The following is a 19,943-nucleotide window of genomic DNA, read 5'->3' as shown; positions in this document are numbered from 1 at the left end:
GCTTCGGCGCTTCCGTCGTCCATGTCAACGTATTGACGTCCCTCTCAGCGGAAGTCCGCCGCGTGGTCCACCGCCCACTCCCGGAACGACCGGGCCGGGGTGCCCGTGATGCGCTCCACCTCATCGTTGACCGGCTCCGGATTGTCGAGCATTTTCGCCTGGGCCGGCAGCACGGCCTCCACCAGCTCTGCCGGGTAGCCTGCGGCCTTCATCTGCTCGATGGCCTCGTCCAGTGTGACCTCCTCGAACCGCACCGGCCGCCCGATCGCCTCGCTGATCAGCGCCACCTGCCGTTCCTGGGTGATCAGTTCGGGGCCGGTGATCAGGGGGCGTGCGCCGAGCAGGGCGTCGGTCGTCAGCGCCTGAACGGCGACCGAAGCGATGTCCGCCTCGTGGATCAGCGGGCGGGCCAGTCTTGCCAGCGGCGCGCGTACCGCACCGGTCGTGCGGACCTCCTTCGCCCAGCCCAGCGTGTTGCTCGCGAACCCGGTGGGCCGCAGCGCCGTCCACTCCAGACCTGATGCCTCGATCAGCTGTTCCAACTCCGTGTGGAACATGGTGATCGCCTCACCGGGCATCTCCTCCTGGCTCCCGACCCCGGCGGATGACAGGTACACCAGCCGTCGGGCGCGCTTCCCGATAGCGTCGATCACGTCCGACGCGCCCTCGGCGCTCAGGAACGGCCACACCAGGAAAACCGAATCGACGCCCTCCAGAGCGGTCTCCAGCGACGCGGGATCACCGAGATCGCCGCGTACCGCCTGCACACCCTCCGGGAAGTCCGCCTCCCCTCTCACCAGCGCCCGCACGGGCACGCCCGCCGCCTGCAGTTGGGTCACCACCGCGCCGCCGACCTTTCCCGTCGCGCCGGTCACCAGGATCCTGGGCTGTGTCATCGGAACCTCCTCGTCTCGCCGTTCGATGACACGACTCTCGTACATCAACCAAGGTTCAGGTCAAGAGTCACCCGGCCGGAGCGGCCGCCACCGAGAGTCACAGGCCAACCGAGGATCCAAGAACGCCAACTGCAAGGAAACACACACTGGGCACGGTCGAACTGACCGGGAGCCGCAGCCACCAGATCTACGCGACCGCCCACGAGGTGGCGTTGCCGTTGCGGGAGTTGGATCGGCTACGCGACCGAGGGACTCGCCTTGATCGCGGCTGATGGACCGTTGTACGTCGACCTCCACGTCGGACCAGGACTCCTCCGGCCAGAGAGGGCGGAGGTCCTTCTTGAGACGATGATCAGCTGAGTAGCGGGATCCCGCTGCCGGCGAGATCGTATGATCTCGCAGTGGAAATCTGGAGGGAGCGCCCCGCCAAGACCGACGTCGAAGCGGTCGTTCGCCGCTACTTCAGCCTGCTCCGAGCCGGGAGGAGGCCTGAGGCCGAACAACTCATCGATCACTACCCGGTCCGGCATGTTCTCAAGTCGCTGTGGACCGGTTCCGTCGGACCGAGCGCCGATGAGGACGAGGCGAGCGGCAGCCCTGCTGCCGACGAGTGGGAGCAGGACCTGTCCTGGCTCGGCGAACTCGATCTCGGGGACTTCCACTGGGGCCACACCGGCAGCCATGTCAACGTTGAGATCACCTACCGCGCGCAGACGATCGAGGTGGCATTGGGCTTCTGGGTCAGGCCCACCGATGCCGGCTGGGTCGTCACGGGACCGGCCACATACTGGTAGGACACACGAAAGGCCGAAGGCAGCGGCTTCAGCAGCGTCGGTGCACTGGTTGCCGTCCATCGGCAGCTGTCCCGCGCCGGCACCAGCTTTGCGCAGCAGCCGTTTCTTCGCGGCGGGGCGACATGACACCCGCGGTTTTGCGGCGGCGGGCGGACCGCGGGAGTCTGAAGAGGTGATTCGTCGGCGTGTGGCCGCCCGTGCGCCCGGCGCTCCTCTGAGGTCACGTACCGCGAACGATGTGGAGTCGGCTCCCAGAGGCGCCGTCAAGGCGCCAATGGCCTATGTGGTCGCAGCGACCGTACCGATTGTGCTGCCGGAGTTGATGATCGATGACCGCACGGTGCGGCTCATCCCCCTGCTGATGCTGCTTCCCGCGTTCCCGGCGGCGGTCGGCACGGTACGCCAGACCGTCTACGCGGTGGTCTGGGTGCTGATCGTCATCACCGCGGTTCTGATCTACCGACCACTCCCCTCGTCGTACGACTTCGCGATCTTCATGGTTCTGGCTTTCGTGCTCGGTGTGCTCTGCGTGGTGACCTGCCACTGGCGGATTCGGCGGGAGGAGGAGCTGCTGCGGGTCCGGTCCACGGCTGTCGCTCTCCAGCGGCAGATGCTGCGGTCCCTGCCGATCCTCACCGACCGGGTGATCGTCGACGGTGTGTACCTGCCGGTGGAGGCGGACAGGCTGGTGGGAGGAGACGTCTACGAGGCGGTGGCCTCGCCGTACGGCACGCGGCTGCTCTTCGGCGATGTCCAGGGCAAGGGTTTGCCGGCGATCGGAGCGGCCTTCGCCATGCTCGGCGCTTTCCGCGAGGCCGCGCTGCGCGAGCCGACCCTGACCGCGCTCGTGAATGACCTGGAACAGGCCGTAGTGCGGCACAACGCCTTTGCCCAGCAGACCGGCGAACCCGAGCGATTCGTCACCGCGCTCGTCCTGGGCATCGACGCCTCGACGGAAACGCAGGCCGTCAACTGCGGCCATCCGCCGCCCTACCTGCTGAAGGCCGGACCGGTCGCCCCTGTGCAGCTCGGCGACCCGGGCGTACCACTTGGTCTTGCTGACCTCTCCCACGAGCCCAGGACCGTCGCCTGGTTTCCCTTCCCACCGGGCGCCACCCTCCTCAGCTGCAGCGACGGCGTCACCGAGGCCCGCAGTGCCGCCGGTGCCTTCTATCCCCTCGAAGAGCGCATGGGGGCCTGGGCGAACATCTCCCCCTGGGAAGTCGCCGACCACCTGACGAAGGACCTGAACCGCCACACCGCCGGCAAACACCGGGACGACATCACCGCGCTGGTCGTCCGCAGGACTGACTGAACGCTCTCCGTCCGGGCAGAACACCGCCACGGTTCACAGGCGATGCGGTCGGCGCTGTCGTAGGTGGTGGTCCGGGTCCTGCCTCCCGTGCTGGTGCAGTCCTGGCCGGCCGCTGAGACGGCGGTGGTCAGGCTCGTGCGGTTGCTCCGCTTGGCCCGGCCGAGTCCGGTGGTGTGGGCGGTCACGCCGCGGCCGCCCCCCGGGGCGGCGCGTCGTCCGACGAGGCCCTTGCGTTCCAACCCGCCCAGACTGTTGGACAGATGGGTGCGCTGCAGTCCGGTGGTGGTGACGATGCGGCTGGTCGAGGCGGAGGCTCGCGCCGCGGGTAGCGCATCACCATGCCCTCGGACGGGCACAGCTGGACGGCCCGCTCGCCGGTGCAGCCGCGCAACTGGATCTCGCGGCTGATGATCAGTCCGAGGTCCGCAGGCTGGGCTGTCCCTGTTCGCCGTCCGGTCCTGCGGCCGGATCCGTCTGGTGCGTTCGGTCCTCCCTCGCCGCTCCCGAGTACGGGTTTGCCAGTAAGTAGTTATGAGCGCATACTCCTTATGACTTCATAGTTATGAAGTCATAATATCCCCTTCCTGGGAGCTGTCATGACGACCACCACCTCCTCCCGGCATACCGGGGCGAGCGCGCTCTCGCCCCGTGCCACGGCCCGCGCAGGCGGCCTGCATCCGATGGGCGTGCTCATCCTGCTGGCCGGCGCGTTCCTGCCGATCATGGACTTCTTCATCACCAACGTGGCCCTGCCCAGCATCGACGCTTCGCTCCACGCGTCCGCGTCCTCCCTGGAGCTGGTGATCGCCGGATACGGCGTCGCGTACGCGACTCTGCTGGTCCTCGGCGGCCGGCTGGGCGACCGCTACGGCCGCCGCCGGATCTTCCTCGGGGCGCTCGTCGGCTTCGTGCTCGCCTCCCTGGCCTGCGGAGTCGCCCCGAACGTGAGCGCGCTCATCGGAGCCCGCATCGCCCAGGGCGCCACCGCCGCCCTGCTCATCCCCCAGGTGCTGGCGACCTTCCACCACGTCCTCGAAGGTGAGCGCAAGGCTCGTGCGGTGGCCCTGTACGGGGCGACCTCCGGCATCGCCGCCGTGGTCGGACAGCTGGTGGGCGGCCTGCTGGTCAGCGCCGACATCGCCGGCACCTCCTGGCGCCCGATCTTCCTGGTGAACGTGCCCATCGGCGCGGTCGTGCTCCTGCTGGCGGCCAGGCTGGTGCCCGACACCCGCTCGCAGCACCCTGTCGGCATCGATCTGCCCGGCACCGTCCTGTTCGCCAGCACTTTGACCGCGCTGCTGGTGCCGCTCACCGAGGGGCACTCGCTGGGCTGGCCCTGGTGGACCTGGGTGCTGCTCGCCGTCGCCGTCGTCCTGGGTGCCGTCACCTACGTCGTGGAGAAGCGCACCGAGCGGCGCGGCGACGTACCGCTGCTGCCGCCGTCCCTGCTGCGGCTGCCCTCGATGTCACGCGGCCTGGCCATGGTGTTCGCCTTCAGCATCGGCTTCGGCGCCTTCATGTTCGTCTTCGCCCTCACCGTCCAGGACGGCCTGCACGCCGACGCGCTCCACAGCGGCCTGGCCATCCTGCCGATGGCCCTGTTCTTCTTCGCCGGTTCGCTCATCGCGCCCCGCCTGATCACCCGGTTCGGCCGGGGGGCGCTGTCCGCCGGCGCCGTCGTCCAACTCGTGGGTCTGGCCGCACTGGTGACGATCGTGCTCCAAGGCTGGCCGCACGTCAGCCTGTGGTCGATGGCCGTACCGCTCGCCCTGGTCGGTGCCGGACAGTCGATGCTGTTCGCCGGCCTGTTCCGCAGCGTGCTCGCCGACGTTCCCACCCACCTGGCCGGTATCGGCAGCGGCGTGCTGATCACCTTGCAGCAGAGCGGACTCGCCCTGGGCGTGGCCACCCTCGGCACGCTCTATCTGGCCCTCGCGCCGCACAACGTCTCCCACGCGTTCGCCGCAGTCGAGTACGTGCAGATGGGCATCGTCGCCCTGCTCGCGGTCGGCGCTCTCGCCCTGCCGCGCTTCAACCAGGCCGCGTCGGCCGCCACGCCGGTCGTCGACGCCTGAACCCGCCGCCCCGCCCATGCGGACACGGAAGCACTCATGGCCACCACCGCGCATGAGCGACACCGCGGCCGCCCCGAGGGACCGCGCGAAAGGGAGCACTGATGAGTCTCCTGGACCTTTCCCGATGGCAGTTCGCCATCACCGTCATGTTCCACATGACCTTCCCGGCGATCACCGTCGGACTCTCGATCTTCCTGGCGGTCGTCTACGGCATGTACTGGCGTACCGGAAGGGCGGTCTACTTGCAGATGTTCCGCTTCTGGCGGCGCATCTTCGCCGTCGGCTTCGCCATCGGCGTGGTCGCCGGAGCGGTCATCACCTTCCAGATGGGGCTCAACTGGGGTGTCTACGGCGCCAGGACGGGCCCGATCATCGGACCGATCATCGGCATGGAGGTCGTGACGGCCTTCTTCGTCGAGGCCGGCTTCATCGGGGTCCTGCTCTACGGGGACGGCCGCGTCCGCAAGGGCACGATGTTCGTCTCCACCGTGATGGTGGCGGTGGGTACCGTCCTGTCGTCCACGTGGATCATCGCGGCGAACTCCTGGATGCAGACACCCGCCGGATTCAGGGTCGTGCACGGGCAGTTCGAGCCCACGGACTGGGTGCACGTCATCTTCAACCCGTCGTTCATCTGGCGCTGGCCTCACATGCTGGCCGCCGTCCTGATCTCGGCGAGCTTCTTCGTCGCCGGGATCTCGGCCTGGTACCTGGTCAAGGGGCGCGCCAAGGGCTTCGCCCGCCGCTCGATGTCGATCGCGCTCGGGATCGCGGCGCTGCTGATGCCGGTCCAGCTCTACCTCGGCGACAACGTGGCCGGACACGAACTGCCGTACCAGCTCTCGAAGCTGGAGGCGATCGAAGGCAACTGGGACAACGGTGACACCGGCTTCGTCCTCTTCGCCGTCCCGGACCAGCAAGCCGCGCGGAACATCGCCGAGCTCGACATCCCCTGCCTGGGCAGCTACATCGCCAAGGACCTCACCTGCAAGACGGCCATGCCCGGCCTGAAACTCACCCCGGCGGCCGACCGGCCTGACATGGCCGCGACCTTCTGGGGCTTCCGCGTCATGTTCCTGGCGGCCGTGCTGATGTTCGGCACCGTGTTCGCCGCCACCGTCCTGCGCATGCGCGACCGCCTGTGGACCGCGCGCCGCTTCCACCGCTTCGTCCTGTGGACCACACCGATGGGCATCCTGGCCATCCTCGGGGGCTGGGTCACCGCAGAGGCGGGAAGGCAACCGTGGATCGTGTTCGGGCAGCTCCGCACCTCGGCCGCGGTGTCCCGACTGGCCCCCGGCGAAGTCCTGTTCTCCGTGATCGGCTTCTCCGCGCTCTACCTGGTCATGCTGGTGGCCTACGTCGTCTACGTCGTCCGGACCATGCGCACGGGCCCGGAACGCGACGACCCCGGGCACGCACCTCCACCCGAGGATCTGCCGGACAGCGGCCTCGCCGGGCACCGCGTACCTCTGGAGCCTGCCGTGCCCCTCGCCTCCCGGGAGGTGACGGCGTGATGACCACCACCCTCTGGTCGGTGACCGTACTCGTCTGTCTCCTCATGTACGTCGTCCTCGACGGCTACGACCTCGGCATCGGAGTGGCCAGCCTGTTCGAACGCGATCCCGCGCACCGGCGGCACCTGCTGGAGTCGGTCGCGGTGGGCTGGGACGGCAACGAGACCTGGCTCATCCTGCTCGGCGTCGCGCTCTGGGCGGGCTTTCCGCCGGCCTTCGGCACGATCCTGCCGCACGCCTATCTGCCGATGACCGTCGTGCTGTTCTCCCTCATCGTGCGCGGCGTGAGTGTCGAGATGGCGTCCCAGGCGCCGCCGGCTCCCCGCTGGACGACCGCGTTCGGCGTGGCGTCGCTGCTGGCCGCCTTCGCGCAGGGCTTCGTCCTGGGAACGCTGACCTCGGCGGTGCGACTGCGGGGTGACGTGTACTCCGGGTCCGCCTTCGGGGCCTTCAGCTGGTTCTGCGTGCTGTGCGGGCTCACGGTCACGGCCGCGTACACCGCGCTCGGCTACGCGTACACCAGGCACAAGTCGTCCGGGCGGCTGCGCGAGTCGGCGGGACGCCGGGGCGCCGTCGCCACCGCGGTCGCCGGAGTGCTGCTGATCCTCGTCCTCGTCACCGTCGACACCACTGCGGCACCGCTGAACCTCCACAGCCCGGGACGCGCCACGGCGTTCGGCGTCCTGCTGCTGTTCGCCGCCGGCGGTGCCGCCACCGCCCTCGTCACGTTCCGCTGGAGGCGTCGGTCCGCAGCGACGGACACACTGCCGCTCGGCGGGCTGGTGGTCGCGACGGTGTCGGTGCTCCTCGCGATCGGCGTGGCCCGTTACCCGGTGCTCCTGCCGCCGGGTCTCACCGTCGGCAGCACTGCCGCCCCGCACTCCACGATGGTCTTCATCCTCGTCGGCATCGGCCTCAACATGCCGCTGGTGCTGGCCTACAACGTGTTCGCGCACCGCGCCTTCGCCGGCACGTTCCCGACCGAAGTCCCGGACGGGGAATCCCCGGCCGCCCCGGGCCCCCTTGTCACAGGAGCACGCTCATGACCACCCGAGACTCCGGCCGCACGGTGCCGCTGCCGCTGCCGATCCGTGTCGTGCTGCGACTGCTCGCCTCGGTCGCCTGGACCGCGCTGGGCCTGCTCGCCTACTGCGTCAGCCAGGGGATGTTCGGTGGCTACCGGCAGATCCACTCGCGGCTGCTGACCACCCTGGGCATGATCGCCATCGCCGTGACCGGTGGCATCGCGTGGATCGTCGACGAACGGCGCCCTCATGACGACGCATGAGAGGGACGAGAGGAACGACAGGGGTGAGCCGGGCGCCGTGGGACAGCGGCAGGACGACGACGCGTGGCTCGCCGCATGCGCCGCGCCGGGGCGTCGCTGGTTCGTCCTGTCGGGCACCTTCCGGACACTGGAGACGCTGTTCACGATCACCCGCTGGGGCGCCCTGGCATGGACGGCCCAGGCGGTGATGGACCGGGTCACGGCTCACGAGACACGCGGTCCGGTGGCCTTCGCCGTCACGAGCGCGCTGGCGGTGGGCGCCGGCTGGACGGCCGGCACGCTCGCCGAACGAGGCGCGCGTGCCGTGGCGACCGGTCTGCGACAGCGGCTGACGGGCGCTCTGCTGCCGGCCACCGGCCGGATCAGCGAGACCGGTCCGGCCGAGGCCGCGTGGGCGATGGTCGATCTCGCCGAGGACGTTGCCGACTACCATGCGCAGGCCGCTCCGCTGAGCCGCTCGGCGCTCCTCTCCATGGCCGCCGTGCTGGCGGCCACGGCCGCTGCCCACTGGCCTGCCGCGATCGTGCTCCTCCTGACCACCGCCTTGCTGCCCCTCAACATGCGCCTGGCGGGACTCTTCGCCCAGCAGGGCGCGGATCGGCAGTCGGCCGCGACCCGCAACCTGAACGCCGTCGTCCTCGACAGCTTCCGCGGCATGCGGACGCTGCGCGAGCTCGGCGCCGCCGACCGGCGCGGCCGCACGCTGACCACGGCCGCCGACCGGCTGACCAAGACGACGATGAGCGTCCTGCGACGCGCCTTCCTGTCCGGGATGATCATGGATGTGGTGATCACGTTCTCCATCGCGGTGAACGCCACCTACATCGGCCTGTCACTGCTCGGCTACGTCCATGTGCCGCACGCACCACGGCCCGACCTGTTCACCGGACTGCTGGTGCTCCTCGCGTGTCCGATGTACTTCGCGCCCATGCGTGCCCGGGCCGCCGCCTTCCATCAGCGAGAACGCGCCGGCGTCGCGGCCGGCGCCCTCCGCGCCATCGTCGAGGACACCCCGGCCCCGTTGCCCCCGGCGGCGCGTCCGCAGCTGGCCGAGCCGGTCGGTGTATCGCTGAACGCGGTCCGGTTCCGCCACAGAGGCGCCGACCACGACACCGTCGACGCCGACGCCGAGTTCACGCCGGGCAGCTGGACCGCGATCACCGGGGCCTCCGGTTCCGGGAAGAGCACACTGCTGTCGTTGATCGCCGGTCTGCGCCGGCCGTCGGCAGGAGCGGTCCAGTGGCGGACCTCGTCCGCACGGCAGGCGCCGGTCCTCGGCGAATCCGCCTGGGTCGGACAACAGACCGTGCTGCTCGACGCGACCGTCCGCGACAACATCCTCCTCGGCCGCCCGGACGCGACCGAGCGGCAGATCCGGCGGGCCGTCCACGCCGCCGGACTGAGCGCCGTGATCGACGGACTCCCGGCGGGACTGAACACTCGCCTGGGTGAGGGCGGTTGGGGAGTGTCGACCGGCGAGGCCCGCCGGATCGCCATCGCCCGCGCCTTCCTGAGCGGAGCCCGGCTCTGGCTGCTCGACGAGCCGACCGCCCATCTCGACGCGGACAGCGAACGCGCGGTCGTCAAAGCCCTACGGCGCGCCACCGACGGCTGCACGGTCGTCATCGCCACCCACTCCTTCACCCTGGCCGCCGCGTCCGACACCGTGCTCTCGATCGACGGCGGTCGTCTGCGCGGCCTGAGGCCGGTGACCGCGCGATGAACGGCGGTCCGGGTCTCCGCGCCCCCGGCCGACGGGCGGATTTCCTCGCGGCGGGCGGGCTGGTGCTCGCGGTCGTCGCCGAACTGTCCTCCACCGGACTGCTCGGTCTGTCGGGCTGGTTCATCAGCGCCTGCGCCGTCGCCGGGGCGGCCACCTTCGGTTCCTTCTCCTACGTCGCCTCCAGCGGCGGAGTGCGTGCCTTCGCCCTGGCCCGCGTCGCAGGCAACTACAGCAAGCGTCTGCTTTTGCACGCGGCCGCCCTGCGCAGGGTCGCCACCGCCCGGGCCGGCCTCTTCGACCGTGCCGCGGCGGCCGAACGAGCTCAGACGGACGGACTGTGGTCGGGCGAACTGCTCGACCGCAGCATGGCCGATGCCGACAGCGCCGGGATGGCGCTGATCGAGTGCACCACCCCCGTCGTGGTCACCGCGGTACTGACCGTCGGCGCGGTCCTCGGCGTCGCCGTGTCCACGTCCTGCGGTTCGGCAGCCGTACTCGCGGCCGGCGCCGTCGTCATGGCGTTGATCGCCCACCGTGCGCCCGGCACCGCCCGCGAGACCGAGCAGCACACCCGCAAGGCCCTGCGCGCCGAACTCGTCACCGCCGTCGACGCATGGACGGAGATGGCATCGCTCGGCGCCGCCGAGCAGCTCGCGGCGCGTACGACGAGCAGGTTCGCCCGGCTCGACAGCGCGCGGGCGGCAACCGGCCGGCGCAGACACCGGACCACGCTGACCACCGGCCTGACCGGTGTGGCCACACTGACCGCCACGGTCGTCACCGGAAGCGCACCGGACGCCCCCGCCTTCGTGTTCGTCGCGCTGCTGTCCCTCGGCGTGCTCGCCCAGACGGAGCAACTGGCGAACGCCGCAGAGGCCCTGGCCACCGCGAAGGCCGCACGGCTCAGGCTGACGACGAGCATGCCGCCCACCGCACGTGACACCGCCCTCACGGAGATACGGTCCTGGTCCACCGGGCAGGGCGTGGGCTTCACCGGCCACCGCCTCCCGCCGACGGCCCTCCGGCCGGGGCGCGTCGTCGGTGCCACCGTCGCCCGGGGCGCGATGCTCGTCGTCACCGGCCGCTCGGGCAGCGGCAAGAGCACCTTGCTCCAAGCCCTCGCCTCGTCACTGCGGACGTCTACCGACGGCCGGCCCGCCGTCGTGGCCGTGGCCGCCGACGACTACCTCTTCACCGGCACCCTCGGTTCCAACTGGCGCCTGGCAGACCCCGACCTGACCGACGACGACGTCGATCAACGCCTCGCCGAACTGCGCCTGCACGCCGGCGGGTTGACCGCCCGGACCGCCGTCGGCCCGGTGGGCAGGCAACTCTCCGGCGGTGAGCTCCGCCGGGTCTACCTCGGCCGGGCCCTGGCCAGGCACCCGCACGTACTGATCGTCGACGAACCGACCACCGGCCTGGACGACCACACCGCCCGGCATGTACTCGGCATCCTCCGGAACCTGCCGGACACCAGCGTCGTCATCGCCCTGCACGAACTGCCGACGTGGCTTGAGCCGGCCCCGCACGTGACGCCGCTGCCGCTCGATCACATCGGACCGTAGGTCCTCCGCTCCCGACGGCGCCGCGACGCCCGTTCGCGAAGACCCGCGGCCGAGCCGGCCGCTGAGAGCTGCCCTGACCGACGGCGGCAGACAGGCCGTCGCCCCACCTTCAGGAGGCACCATGACCCAGACCCCACCCCGCTCCGCGGGCGCCCCGGGCACGACGCTGGATCCCGCCCGGTTCACCGCGGCCCTGGCCCATGGAGACCGTCTCTATTCGGCCGCCCTGGGCATGACCGGCCATCCGGCCGACGCCGAGGACCTCGTCCAGGAGACCTACGCCAGGGCCTACACCTCGTTCCACCAGTTCCATGAGGGCACGAACCTCAAGGCATGGCTGTACCGCATCCTCACGACCACCTTCCTCAACTCCCGCCGCACACAGCGAAGGCGGCCACAGCACGGCGGCACGGTGGACCTGGAGGACTGGCAGCTGGCCCGCGCCGCGTCGCACACGTCGACAGGGCTGCGCTCGGCCGAAGCCGAGGCCTTCGACCATCTGCCCGACCCGGACGTCACAGCGGCCCTGCGGGCCATCTCCGAGGACTCCCGGGTCGTCGTGTACCTCTTCGACGTGGAGGGCTTCACCGTCCGGGAGATCGCCCACATCATGCGGACCCCCGTCGGCACCGTGCTGTCCCGACTGCACCGCGGGCGCGTCCGGTTGCGCTCACTGCTGGAGGGCTACGCCCGCGAGCACGGGCTCGTCGCGGCGGACGGGACAGTGAGCGGAAGCGATGTGGGCGCGCATGCCAAGCCGCAAGAGGCTCCCCCTCCGGCCGGAGCCGGACACATGGGTTCGGTATGAACCCGGTATGACGACGGCGCGTCAGGTGCGCGCGGGACCTGCCCGGGAGTACATGGCAGTAGGTCTCGGCGAGGAAAGGAGGTCGCGATGGGCAGTCTGCCCGAGCTGACCACGGGACGGTTGCTGTCATCGTGGCACCTGGATGTGCCGGCCCTGCTGCTGGTCGCCCTGCTCGGCGTGCTGTACGGCTGGGGGGTGGCGCGGGTGAGGCAGCGGGGCGAACACTGGCCCGTCCCCCGCGTCGTGGCCTTCGCCCTGCTCGGGCTCGGCACGCTCGTCGTGGCCACGATGTCCGCACTCGCCGTGTACGACCGGGTGCTGTTCTGGCCGGCCGCCGTCCAGAACGTCCTTCTCGACCTGATCGCTCCGCTCGGGCTGGCCCTGGGCGATCCGCTGCGCCTGGCTCTGAGCGCCCTGCCCGGGCCGGCCGTCGGCCGCGTGCGGCGGGCGATGGCCGGGCGAACGGTGCGGCTGCTCACCTTCCCGCTGGTCAGCACGGCCCTGGTCCTCGCGACCGAGCTGACGGTGTACTTCACCCCCTACTTCGCGACCGCCCTGCGTGACAGCTGGCTGCACGAGCTGATGTACCTGCACCTGCTGCTCGCCGGATGCCTGTTCGTGGTGCCGGTACTCACCCGCGAGCAGGCACTGCCGAGGTGGTGCACCCATCCGGTCAGGGCGGCGCTGGTGTTCCTCGACGGCATCATCGACGCCGTGCCGGGCATCGTGGTCATGACCCACGGCACTCTGATCGCCGGGGCCTGGTACCTGCACCATGCGCCTTCCTGGGCCCCGGACACGCGGCACGACCAGCAGCTCGGCGGCGGCGCCATGATCAGCATCGCGGAACTGGTGGCATTGCCCTTCCTGCTGGCCGTCCTCGTGCAGTGGGCGCACACCGAACGCGCCCAGACGACGGCCCTGGACCGCCGCCTGGACGCGGAACTGGTCCCCGCACCGCCGGCGACGGGGGCCGCACGGGAGCAGGGTGCGGTGGCCGGCGGCGACGGACGCGGTGCGGACCTCGTCCGCCCGTGGTGGGAGACGGAGAACGGAGAAGTGGCCGAGCGCATCCGACAGCGGCGGCCGCGCTGAGCGGCGTCGACAGGCCCGCCCGGGAACCGGCGCTGACCCTTACGAACGGAGCGTATGCCGCACACGAAGATGCGTCTGGGTCCACGCAGCCCCAGCGTGCTAGCCCGGCCGGGAGACGCCCACGCAGGGACCGCCTTGGCCGCGGTGCGGCGGTCGCCGTCGCCGCGGGCCGGCGACTGCTGAGGACGAGGTCCGTCCACCTCTGTAAGGTGGCGCGCCCGGCCTCGTTAGGCCGAGCTTGAGCCGTCAGTCAGTGCCAGTTGCGCTCCCCCCGGTCGCCGTGGTCGCGGTGGTCGCCGTGGTCGTCCGGTCGTCGCTCCAGGAAGCCTCGTCGATGAAAAGTCGCGGTCGTTGCGCAGGGTGGCAGTGTCGGAGCGGTTGCCCCATACGTAGTCGCCGGGTCGATGCGGACGGTCGCGCGGCCGGCCAGGCGGTAGGAGTTGAAGGTGGAGGTGTGGCCGTCCTCACCGGACAGCTCGAGGTGTCCTGCCGCGGCGCATGCCTCACGCCTCCTCATGCCAGGGGAAGCCATCCGGGTCCGCTGCGGCACGGGGCCAGACCCGCTCATCGTCATGGCCGCGCATCTGGTCCAGGAACGGGAAGTCCTCCGGCTGCACGCCCAGTTTGGCGACAGGGCTCACTGGCAGGGGACTTGCCCATTGGGCCGGCTGCACCGAGACATCGCCGGCCCGCATCCGCGGCTGCAGCTCGAAGGTGTCGGCGGGCAGCAGGTACACCGTGCCCGGACGCCAGGGCTGCTGCTTCAGCGCCTGCGCGCTGATGGAGAAGTAGTAGTGTGGCTCGCCGAGCTGCTCGCTGCCGTTGACGATGCGGGCGCAGCCATTGAGCAACGACATCGGGTGACGGTCCCGGTCCAGGATCGCGTAGTACATCGGCCAGAGCCCGTCGCCGGCGGCGAAGACCGCGCGCCGGTTGCCGAACTCGCTGCTGTCGTCCGGCTGCCGGGGTTCGAAGCGGCTGATCGCCGGGGCGCCCGAGCCGTGCAACAGCAGTCTGCCGCGGTCTGCGACATGGCAGAGGAACTGCCATTTCGGCGCCTCGAGTCGGTAGTCGATGGGCTCATCGGGACCGCTCGCGAGCGCTTGCTCCAGCAGTCGGTCGAAGGATGCGGACGTTTCGCGGTCCGGGGATGGAGCGGGACGCGTCATCCAGTACCCAGGCAGCTTCATGTGAGCAACTTAACCGGAGCACCGCTGGGGACACCACGAATCAGGCTGGATGCGCAGCCCCAGGTCAGCAGGAAGCAGGCCGACATACGGCGGTGGTGCGAAGCGGGCTGCGATGAGGGCCAGGGAGGGCGCCGGAGTTGGGGCCTACTTCAGGCCGGAGTGGTGGCGGTTCCGGCACCGAAGTGGTGTGGGAGGAGGAGGACGAAGCGTGTGAAGTCCTGTCCGCTGCTGACCCGGGGCGACGCCAACGGGGAGGGTGTACTGGCTCTCGTTCTGGGCGACGACCAGGGGCCACAAACCGGACACAGGGCGAAGGCGGCGGCGTGTGCGGGTTCCGGCTTGGCTGACGGGATCCGATTTTCCGAGCGTTCGCCGTGCCGCATCCAACCTTGCTAGCCCGCAGGCCAATATGGGTTCGGCCTGCCGTCATCGCTCATGTGCGCCCGCTGCCAGATCCCATGCCAGCTGAACGGGATCTCCGTCACGAACCGGTGCCGCTGCCCGCACGGACATGGCGCCAGCACCCACCGGCACCCACGGCACAGCTCGATCCACCCGTGCCCGGTCGAACTCAGCACCCGCGGTCCTTCATCCCCGCAGGCCGGGCAGCCGGGCGGCTCGGCACCGTCCAGAATCGCGTTCTGCCGCCGGACATACTCGAACAGTCGCATCGACGGGTGGCGAAACGGGTCTTGATGCCAGACGTGGTCCGGTCCGTCCCACCTGCTCCGCAGCCACCACGGTCGCGGGCTCGGCACGGCCCGCCGCCCGGCCCGCTTCTCCGCCCGGCGTTGCGCGGCGTACTCCTCCGCCCGCGCGAGCCACAGCACGCGCGCCTCGTGCAGTTCCTCCACCGCTCGCACCAGCGCGTCCGGATCCGCCTCCAGGCGCCGGGGGATCGCGGCACTGAGCGTGAGGTGGTGGTACGTCGCCCGCAGGCCGTAGGGCGCAAAAAGGGTGAGGCAGGTGCGCAGCGCGCCGTGCCGCTGGTGGAGGGGAAGCCGGGCGTCGTGGACACGATCCCGGTGGGTCAGGAAGCTGGGCACTGTGTGAGCTCCAGGTCCAAGGTTCGGGCCAGGGCGGCGGTGACGGCAGCGGCGTGTGCCGGAATCACCATCACACGAGGATGATGCCGGACCCATTTCCACAGCGCCACAGGCTTTGGCTGCGGCATTGGACTCGGAGCGGCCCCACTACCTGGGCAATTCCGCGGTTCGCTCCGGGTAGGCAGCGCGGCCGTGCATGAGCAGGTCGGCCTGGAACGCGGTGTCGTACGTCTGAGTCGTGGTGCCGGCGCGTGCGGTGCTGTCTTGGGACGGGTCCGCGTTCCAGGCGAGCGGGGTCGCCGCCGCCCAGGTGCCCCCGCTGGTGGTCCAGCCTGTGCGGTCGGTGGTGACCGCGGAGAGGGAGGGCGGTCCGAAGATGACGGGGCCCTTGGGCGAGAAGGAGCACCGGGCCGGTGTCGTGGCAGTGGCCTTCGGTGTGTATGAGTCGTCGACCGTCGGCGTACCCGGCGGCCCAGGTCAGCGAGGCCGCAGTCCTCCACGGCGTGGATGAGTTGGAGGCCGGTGAGGCGAACTCTCCGGGGATGGTGAAGTCTCGATGCGTGCGTTGGCTGCGGGGGCGGAAAACCATCACGCTGGGGCTGCCGGCCAGTAGTCCGCGACGCCGGAGAACCTTGTGGGAGTGCCGTCGGCAGCGTTGTCGATGCCAGCGTGCGCGTCTGCAGCATCGAGCGGAAACGACGCCATCGCCTACCAGGCCGCACTCCACCTCGCCGTGAGGTTGTGGGTCGGGGTCAGGCAGTAGGGCGGGAATGCCAGGGGCATGCGCCTGACAACGGCCACCCCGTCCAAGCCCTCAACTCGCCATGACCCACCGGTTGGTCATCGCCGTGAGCAGGACGGTCGCGGACATGGCGCGCACTCACGTGGTGGGGCGGGAGTGCACGCTGACGGCATAGCCGCAACCCTGGTAGTAGGGATCGCCGCTCCAGGTGGCGTAGCGCTGCCGCAGGGTCAGTCCGGCCTGGGCGCACCAGTGGTCGAACTCCGTAAGAGTCACCGTCGGTTCCGGCAACGGCAGGTGTGCCGCGTCCAGGCCCATGCCCGTGACCAGCAGTCCGGCAGGGCGCAGTACGGCGGCCAGCTGCCGGACGACGGCTGCTTCGGTGCCGCCGGCCAGCAGGGGGATGACGTTCCCGGCGGCGAGCGCCAGGTCGAAGTCCGGATTCAGGCCGAGGGTGTCCAGCCGGGCCAGGTCGCCGAGGAGCCACTCCTGATGGGGGGCGTCGCGGCGGGCGACGGCGAGCATCGAGGGGTCGACGTCCACGCCGGTGCAGTGGTGGCCCAGCTCGGCGAGCCGGATCGCGATCCGGCCGGTGCCGCAGCCGGCGTCGAGTATCCGGGCTGCGGGTTTCAGCAGCGCGGCGCAGAAGGTGGCCTCGCCGTGGATGTCGTGGCCCGACGCGGCGAGTCGCGCGAAACGCTGGGAGTATTCCTCTCCAGCTTGTCCGCCTGTCAGTTCCGACCAACGGTCGCGGGGCCCGGTCATGTTCAGCGTGCCTTCCGGTCAGCCTCGTGGGTGTAGACCTCGCGGCCTGCTACGACGGTACACAGAGCGGGGCGCGAACGGCAGTCCGGCCGGGACCTCAGCACCCGTACCCGACCCCGTGGTGCCCTCCATCATTCTCCGCGCCCCCTTCGACCGCCACCGGGTGGGAACGCCGGCTCCCAACAACCGTCAGCCGGAAGGGTCGTCGTGGACGTCGGCAAGCTTCGACATCGTCCTCAGGAAGAAGTAGGGCCGGTCAGAGACTCAGGGCAGCCGCCCTGCCCAACGGCTCCGGCCTCGACTTGCCCACCGAGGACAGCGGCATCGAACGTGTCGGCGTCGCGCTGGACACACCGACCGACCTCACCTGCGCGATCCACGGTCACGTGGTGGCGCCCGGACTTGGACGTCCTGCACGCTGCGGACCCCGCCAAGGTGTTGCATGTTCTATGCCATACCCCATAAGTTACCGACAGGTAGCTCGCTCGACGGGCCACCTCGTCGTGGGGAGGGTGGTGGGCAGGTGAGTCCGCGCAGGAGTGAGAGCCGTGACCGGATGATTCTCAGTGCTGCTGCACTGCTGCGGGAGTACGGGGCAAGCGCGACCAGCATCGACCGGGTGCTCGCCCACAGCGGAGCCCCTCGGGGCTCGGTGTATCACCACTTCCCCGGTGGGCGGACGCAGCTCATCGACGAGGCGGTGGCACTGGCAGGGGACTTCATCGCGGGCCTGATCGACGCCGCCATGCAGGCGGATCACCCGGTGGAGTCCATCGACGCGTTCTTCGCGCTGTGGCGCGACCGGCTCGTGGAGAGCGACTTCCGGGCCGGCTGCCCGATCGTGGCGGTAGCCGTCGAGACCAACGACGACGCACCCCAACTCGCCCTCTCGGCCGCCGCCGTCTTCGCCCGCTGGCAGGAGGCGCTCGCGTCCCTCTTCCTGCGGCACGGCCTCACCGAGGAACGCAGCCGGAGGCTTGGCGCCTTCGTCATCGCCGCGGTCGAAGGCGCGGTGATCATGTGCCGGGCCGAGCAGAGCACCGCCCCGATCGAGGCCGCTGCCACCGAGATCCACGACCTGGTCCTCCACGCCCTGAGCGACCGCCCCGGTGCCGAACCACGGTCCCGGCCGTAGTCCGCAGCCACTTCACCCAGTCTGCCCAACTCGAAGGAGTCGCCATGCCCTCGCTCGACCGCCACGACAATGTCTTCGTTCTCGACCTCGGAGACGGGGAGAACCGCTTCCACCCCGACTGGCTCACCGCCGTCGGCGCCGCGCTCGACGAGGTGGAGAAGGCGGAAGGTTCCCGCGCCCTGGTCACCACCGCCGCCGGCAAGTTCTACTCCAACGGCCTCGACCTGGACTGGCTGTCCGCGCACGCCGACCAGTACCACGCCTACGTCGTCTCCGTGCACGAACTGTTCGCGCGGATGCTGGCGCTGCCGGTCATCACGGTGGCCGCGCTGCAGGGGCACACGTTCGCCGCCGGCGCGATGTTCTCCCTCGCCCACGACTTCCGCGTGATGCGCGCCGACCGCGGCTACTGGTGCCTGCCCGAAGCGGACATCAACATCCCCTTCACCCCCGGCATGGCCGCCCTCATCCAGTCCCGGCTCACCCCGCAGACCGCGCATGAGGCCATGGTCACCGCCCGCCGCTACGGCGGCTCCGACGCCGCGGCCGCCGGCATCGTCGACCAGGCGGTCACCGAGGACGCCGTGCGCTCCACCGCCATCGAGATCGCCCAGGCACAGGTGAACAAGGCCGGCGACACCCTCGGCACCATCAAGGCCCGCATGTACGCCCCGGCCCTGGCCACCCTGCGCGACACCGCCAACCCGCTCGGCTGACCATCGTCCCACCGACCGCACACCCCGGCCTCGGGCTCGCCACCGGGGCCGGGGCCGTCCCAGCCGCCCACCGCATGAGGAGACAGGGCGGCGGCCGCCGCGGCGATCATCGGGAACACATCCGCAACAGCCGGGCGGGATCATCGCCGCTCGGTCTCAAGGACTCTCGCGCCGGGTGGGCTCTGTGTCCGACGGCCGCTTCGCCGCCCAACTCGCCAGAAGATGGTCAGGTCGTACACCGCACGGTCGGACAGAGGCAGATCCATGGATCGGTACGCCAGTTCCTCGCCTTCGTCGGTCTGGCGGCGCTTCTGATCGGATACCGCCGCCTGACCAAGACCGTCAGGGCCTGAGTCGATTCTGCTGAGGATCGAAGCAGACGAGCCCCATCGAGTCTGCGAGGGCCGCTGCCCAAGCAGAGACCTCCTCAGCCCTGCTCCAACTCATCGGGAAGTAGACGAGCGGTCCACCGGCCCCGCCGACCAACGGCCCCGCGGCCCAAGGTGAGGCGTCCTCCACGTCATCAGTCACATCACCCCACCGCTCAGCAAGCGCGGCAACGTAAGCCTCGATGCGCTCGGTCGGAGGAGAGCCCACCTCTGTGTCCAGGTAGCGGTCGAAGAGATCCGTGAAGACTCGACCGGCGATCCTGTCGTCCGCTGGCCGCTCGCCTTCCCAGACGGCCAAGTCGTAACTCATTCCCAGAGGCTCTCACACCGCAATGACAAGACAACGTCCACGGCCGACAGGAGCCAAAAGAAACGATGTCTAAGAGATTTCCGCTCGGGGCCCGCATGTTCGCGATCAGCCGTTCAGGACGATCGGGCGCTCGGGTGCGCGTCCTTCGACGACGGCTGCGACCGGGTCGGCGGAACTCACCGGGTAGACCGGCTCCTTAGTGGCGCCCGGAGTCCGGCGAAGGTCCATCCGCGGTGTTTGCAATCGTTGCCCCGCCTCATCCGCCCGGGCCTGCAACCCGGTCAGCAACCTCGTCCAGGTGCCGTCGCACCGCCGGCGGCGAAAGAGCCCGTAGACCGTCTGCCACGGCCCGTACTCCTGCGGCAAACACGGCCTGGGGGCCTAGGGGTGCTCCCGGAAGGCATCCGTCGACTTCCCACCCAGTGCCCTGTCCCGGCAGGCAGGGACAGGGCAGGTCGAGTGGCTCCGCGGCTCCGCCCTTAGGGGTCCTTTCACTATGCCCGTCCGGGTCGCGCGGCCTGGCACCGCACCTCGCCGCGTTGCCGAAACGCCCACGTGGCTCCTCCCCCAC

Annotated in this window: 17 protein-coding genes; 12 read left to right on the top strand and 5 right to left on the bottom strand. The window is 70.2% G+C overall.

Features of this window, described 5'->3' with window-relative positions:
- Nucleotides 1-44 precede the first annotated feature (44 nt).
- The gene (locus ACZ5XS_RS23805; RefSeq protein WP_468654375.1) at nucleotides 45-896 is read right to left on the bottom strand and encodes an NAD(P)H-binding protein; all 852 of its coding nucleotides are present in this window, start codon (nucleotides 894-896) and stop codon (nucleotides 45-47) included.
- A gap of 401 nt (nucleotides 897-1,297) precedes the next feature.
- Here ACZ5XS_RS23805 and ACZ5XS_RS23800 point away from each other — a divergent pair, with 401 nt between their 5' ends.
- The 10 genes from ACZ5XS_RS23800 (at nucleotide 1,298) to ACZ5XS_RS23755 (ending at nucleotide 13,079) form a co-directional block, all read left to right on the top strand.
- Entirely contained in the window at nucleotides 1,298-1,690 is a 393-nt protein-coding gene (locus tag ACZ5XS_RS23800) for a hypothetical protein (RefSeq protein WP_468654373.1), read from the top strand.
- A gap of 274 nt (nucleotides 1,691-1,964) precedes the next feature.
- Nucleotides 1,965-3,005 (top strand): PP2C family protein-serine/threonine phosphatase, encoded by a 1,041-nt coding sequence (locus ACZ5XS_RS23795; RefSeq protein ID WP_468654371.1) that lies wholly within the window; start codon nucleotides 1,965-1,967, stop codon nucleotides 3,003-3,005.
- A gap of 596 nt (nucleotides 3,006-3,601) precedes the next feature.
- Nucleotides 3,602-5,080, top strand: coding sequence for an MFS transporter (locus ACZ5XS_RS23790; protein ID WP_468654369.1), 1,479 nt, complete (start codon nucleotides 3,602-3,604; stop codon nucleotides 5,078-5,080).
- A gap of 101 nt (nucleotides 5,081-5,181) precedes the next feature.
- Complete coding sequence (locus tag ACZ5XS_RS23785) at nucleotides 5,182-6,597, top strand: cytochrome ubiquinol oxidase subunit I (protein WP_468654367.1); 1,416 nt, start codon at nucleotides 5,182-5,184, stop codon at nucleotides 6,595-6,597.
- Nucleotides 6,597-7,643, top strand: coding sequence for a cytochrome d ubiquinol oxidase subunit II (locus tag ACZ5XS_RS23780; RefSeq protein WP_468654365.1), 1,047 nt, complete (start codon nucleotides 6,597-6,599; stop codon nucleotides 7,641-7,643). The genes ACZ5XS_RS23785 and ACZ5XS_RS23780 overlap by 1 nt, the downstream gene beginning before the upstream one ends.
- The gene (locus ACZ5XS_RS23775) at nucleotides 7,640-7,885 is read left to right on the top strand and encodes a hypothetical protein (RefSeq protein WP_468654363.1); all 246 of its coding nucleotides are present in this window, start codon (nucleotides 7,640-7,642) and stop codon (nucleotides 7,883-7,885) included. Before ACZ5XS_RS23780 ends, ACZ5XS_RS23775 begins: the two co-directional genes overlap by 4 nt.
- Nucleotides 7,872-9,608, top strand: coding sequence for an ABC transporter ATP-binding protein/permease (locus tag ACZ5XS_RS23770; protein ID WP_468654361.1), 1,737 nt, complete (start codon nucleotides 7,872-7,874; stop codon nucleotides 9,606-9,608). Before ACZ5XS_RS23775 ends, ACZ5XS_RS23770 begins: the two co-directional genes overlap by 14 nt.
- Nucleotides 9,605-11,176: an ATP-binding cassette domain-containing protein gene (locus ACZ5XS_RS23765; protein ID WP_468654359.1), complete on the top strand. Its 1,572-nt coding sequence runs from the start codon at nucleotides 9,605-9,607 to the stop codon at nucleotides 11,174-11,176. The genes ACZ5XS_RS23770 and ACZ5XS_RS23765 overlap by 4 nt, the downstream gene beginning before the upstream one ends.
- A gap of 121 nt (nucleotides 11,177-11,297) precedes the next feature.
- Nucleotides 11,298-11,984 (top strand): sigma-70 family RNA polymerase sigma factor, encoded by a 687-nt coding sequence (locus ACZ5XS_RS23760; protein WP_468654357.1) that lies wholly within the window; start codon nucleotides 11,298-11,300, stop codon nucleotides 11,982-11,984.
- An 87-nt stretch (nucleotides 11,985-12,071) separates the two neighbouring features.
- The gene (locus ACZ5XS_RS23755) at nucleotides 12,072-13,079 is read left to right on the top strand and encodes a cytochrome c oxidase assembly protein (protein ID WP_468654355.1); all 1,008 of its coding nucleotides are present in this window, start codon (nucleotides 12,072-12,074) and stop codon (nucleotides 13,077-13,079) included.
- 503 nt (nucleotides 13,080-13,582) lie between these two features.
- Here the strand turns inward: ACZ5XS_RS23755 and ACZ5XS_RS23750 are convergent.
- The 3 genes from ACZ5XS_RS23750 to ACZ5XS_RS23740 all read right to left on the bottom strand — a co-directional run bounded on the left by ACZ5XS_RS23750 (nucleotide 13,583) and on the right by ACZ5XS_RS23740 (nucleotide 16,822).
- Complete coding sequence (locus tag ACZ5XS_RS23750) at nucleotides 13,583-14,269, bottom strand: hypothetical protein (protein ID WP_468654353.1); 687 nt, start codon at nucleotides 14,267-14,269, stop codon at nucleotides 13,583-13,585.
- 392 nt (nucleotides 14,270-14,661) lie between these two features.
- On the bottom strand, nucleotides 14,662-15,315 hold the full coding sequence (locus ACZ5XS_RS23745) for a hypothetical protein (protein WP_468654351.1): 654 nt from the start codon (nucleotides 15,313-15,315) through the stop codon (nucleotides 14,662-14,664).
- Nucleotides 15,316-16,195: 880 nt separating this feature from the next.
- Nucleotides 16,196-16,822 (bottom strand): class I SAM-dependent methyltransferase, encoded by a 627-nt coding sequence (locus ACZ5XS_RS23740; RefSeq protein WP_468654349.1) that lies wholly within the window; start codon nucleotides 16,820-16,822, stop codon nucleotides 16,196-16,198.
- 556 nt (nucleotides 16,823-17,378) lie between these two features.
- Between ACZ5XS_RS23740 and ACZ5XS_RS23735 the strand changes: the two genes are divergently transcribed.
- Together ACZ5XS_RS23735 and ACZ5XS_RS23730 are read left to right on the top strand one after the other, a co-directional pair.
- The gene (locus tag ACZ5XS_RS23735) at nucleotides 17,379-17,957 is read left to right on the top strand and encodes a TetR/AcrR family transcriptional regulator (RefSeq protein ID WP_468654347.1); all 579 of its coding nucleotides are present in this window, start codon (nucleotides 17,379-17,381) and stop codon (nucleotides 17,955-17,957) included.
- A gap of 44 nt (nucleotides 17,958-18,001) precedes the next feature.
- Nucleotides 18,002-18,673 carry an enoyl-CoA hydratase-related protein gene (locus ACZ5XS_RS23730; RefSeq protein WP_468654345.1) on the top strand — a complete coding sequence of 224 codons (672 nt, stop codon included), beginning with the start codon at nucleotides 18,002-18,004 and terminating at the stop codon, nucleotides 18,671-18,673.
- A 342-nt stretch (nucleotides 18,674-19,015) separates the two neighbouring features.
- Here the strand turns inward: ACZ5XS_RS23730 and ACZ5XS_RS23725 are convergent, their stop codons facing one another.
- Nucleotides 19,016-19,372, bottom strand: coding sequence for a hypothetical protein (locus ACZ5XS_RS23725; RefSeq protein WP_468654343.1), 357 nt, complete (start codon nucleotides 19,370-19,372; stop codon nucleotides 19,016-19,018).
- Nucleotides 19,373-19,943 lie beyond the last annotated feature (571 nt).

It is taken from the genome of Streptomyces sp. NPDC033131, from assembly GCF_055578365.1.
Note: the sequence above shows the minus strand (reverse complement) of the source record. Positions and strands in the feature narration are given on the sequence as shown.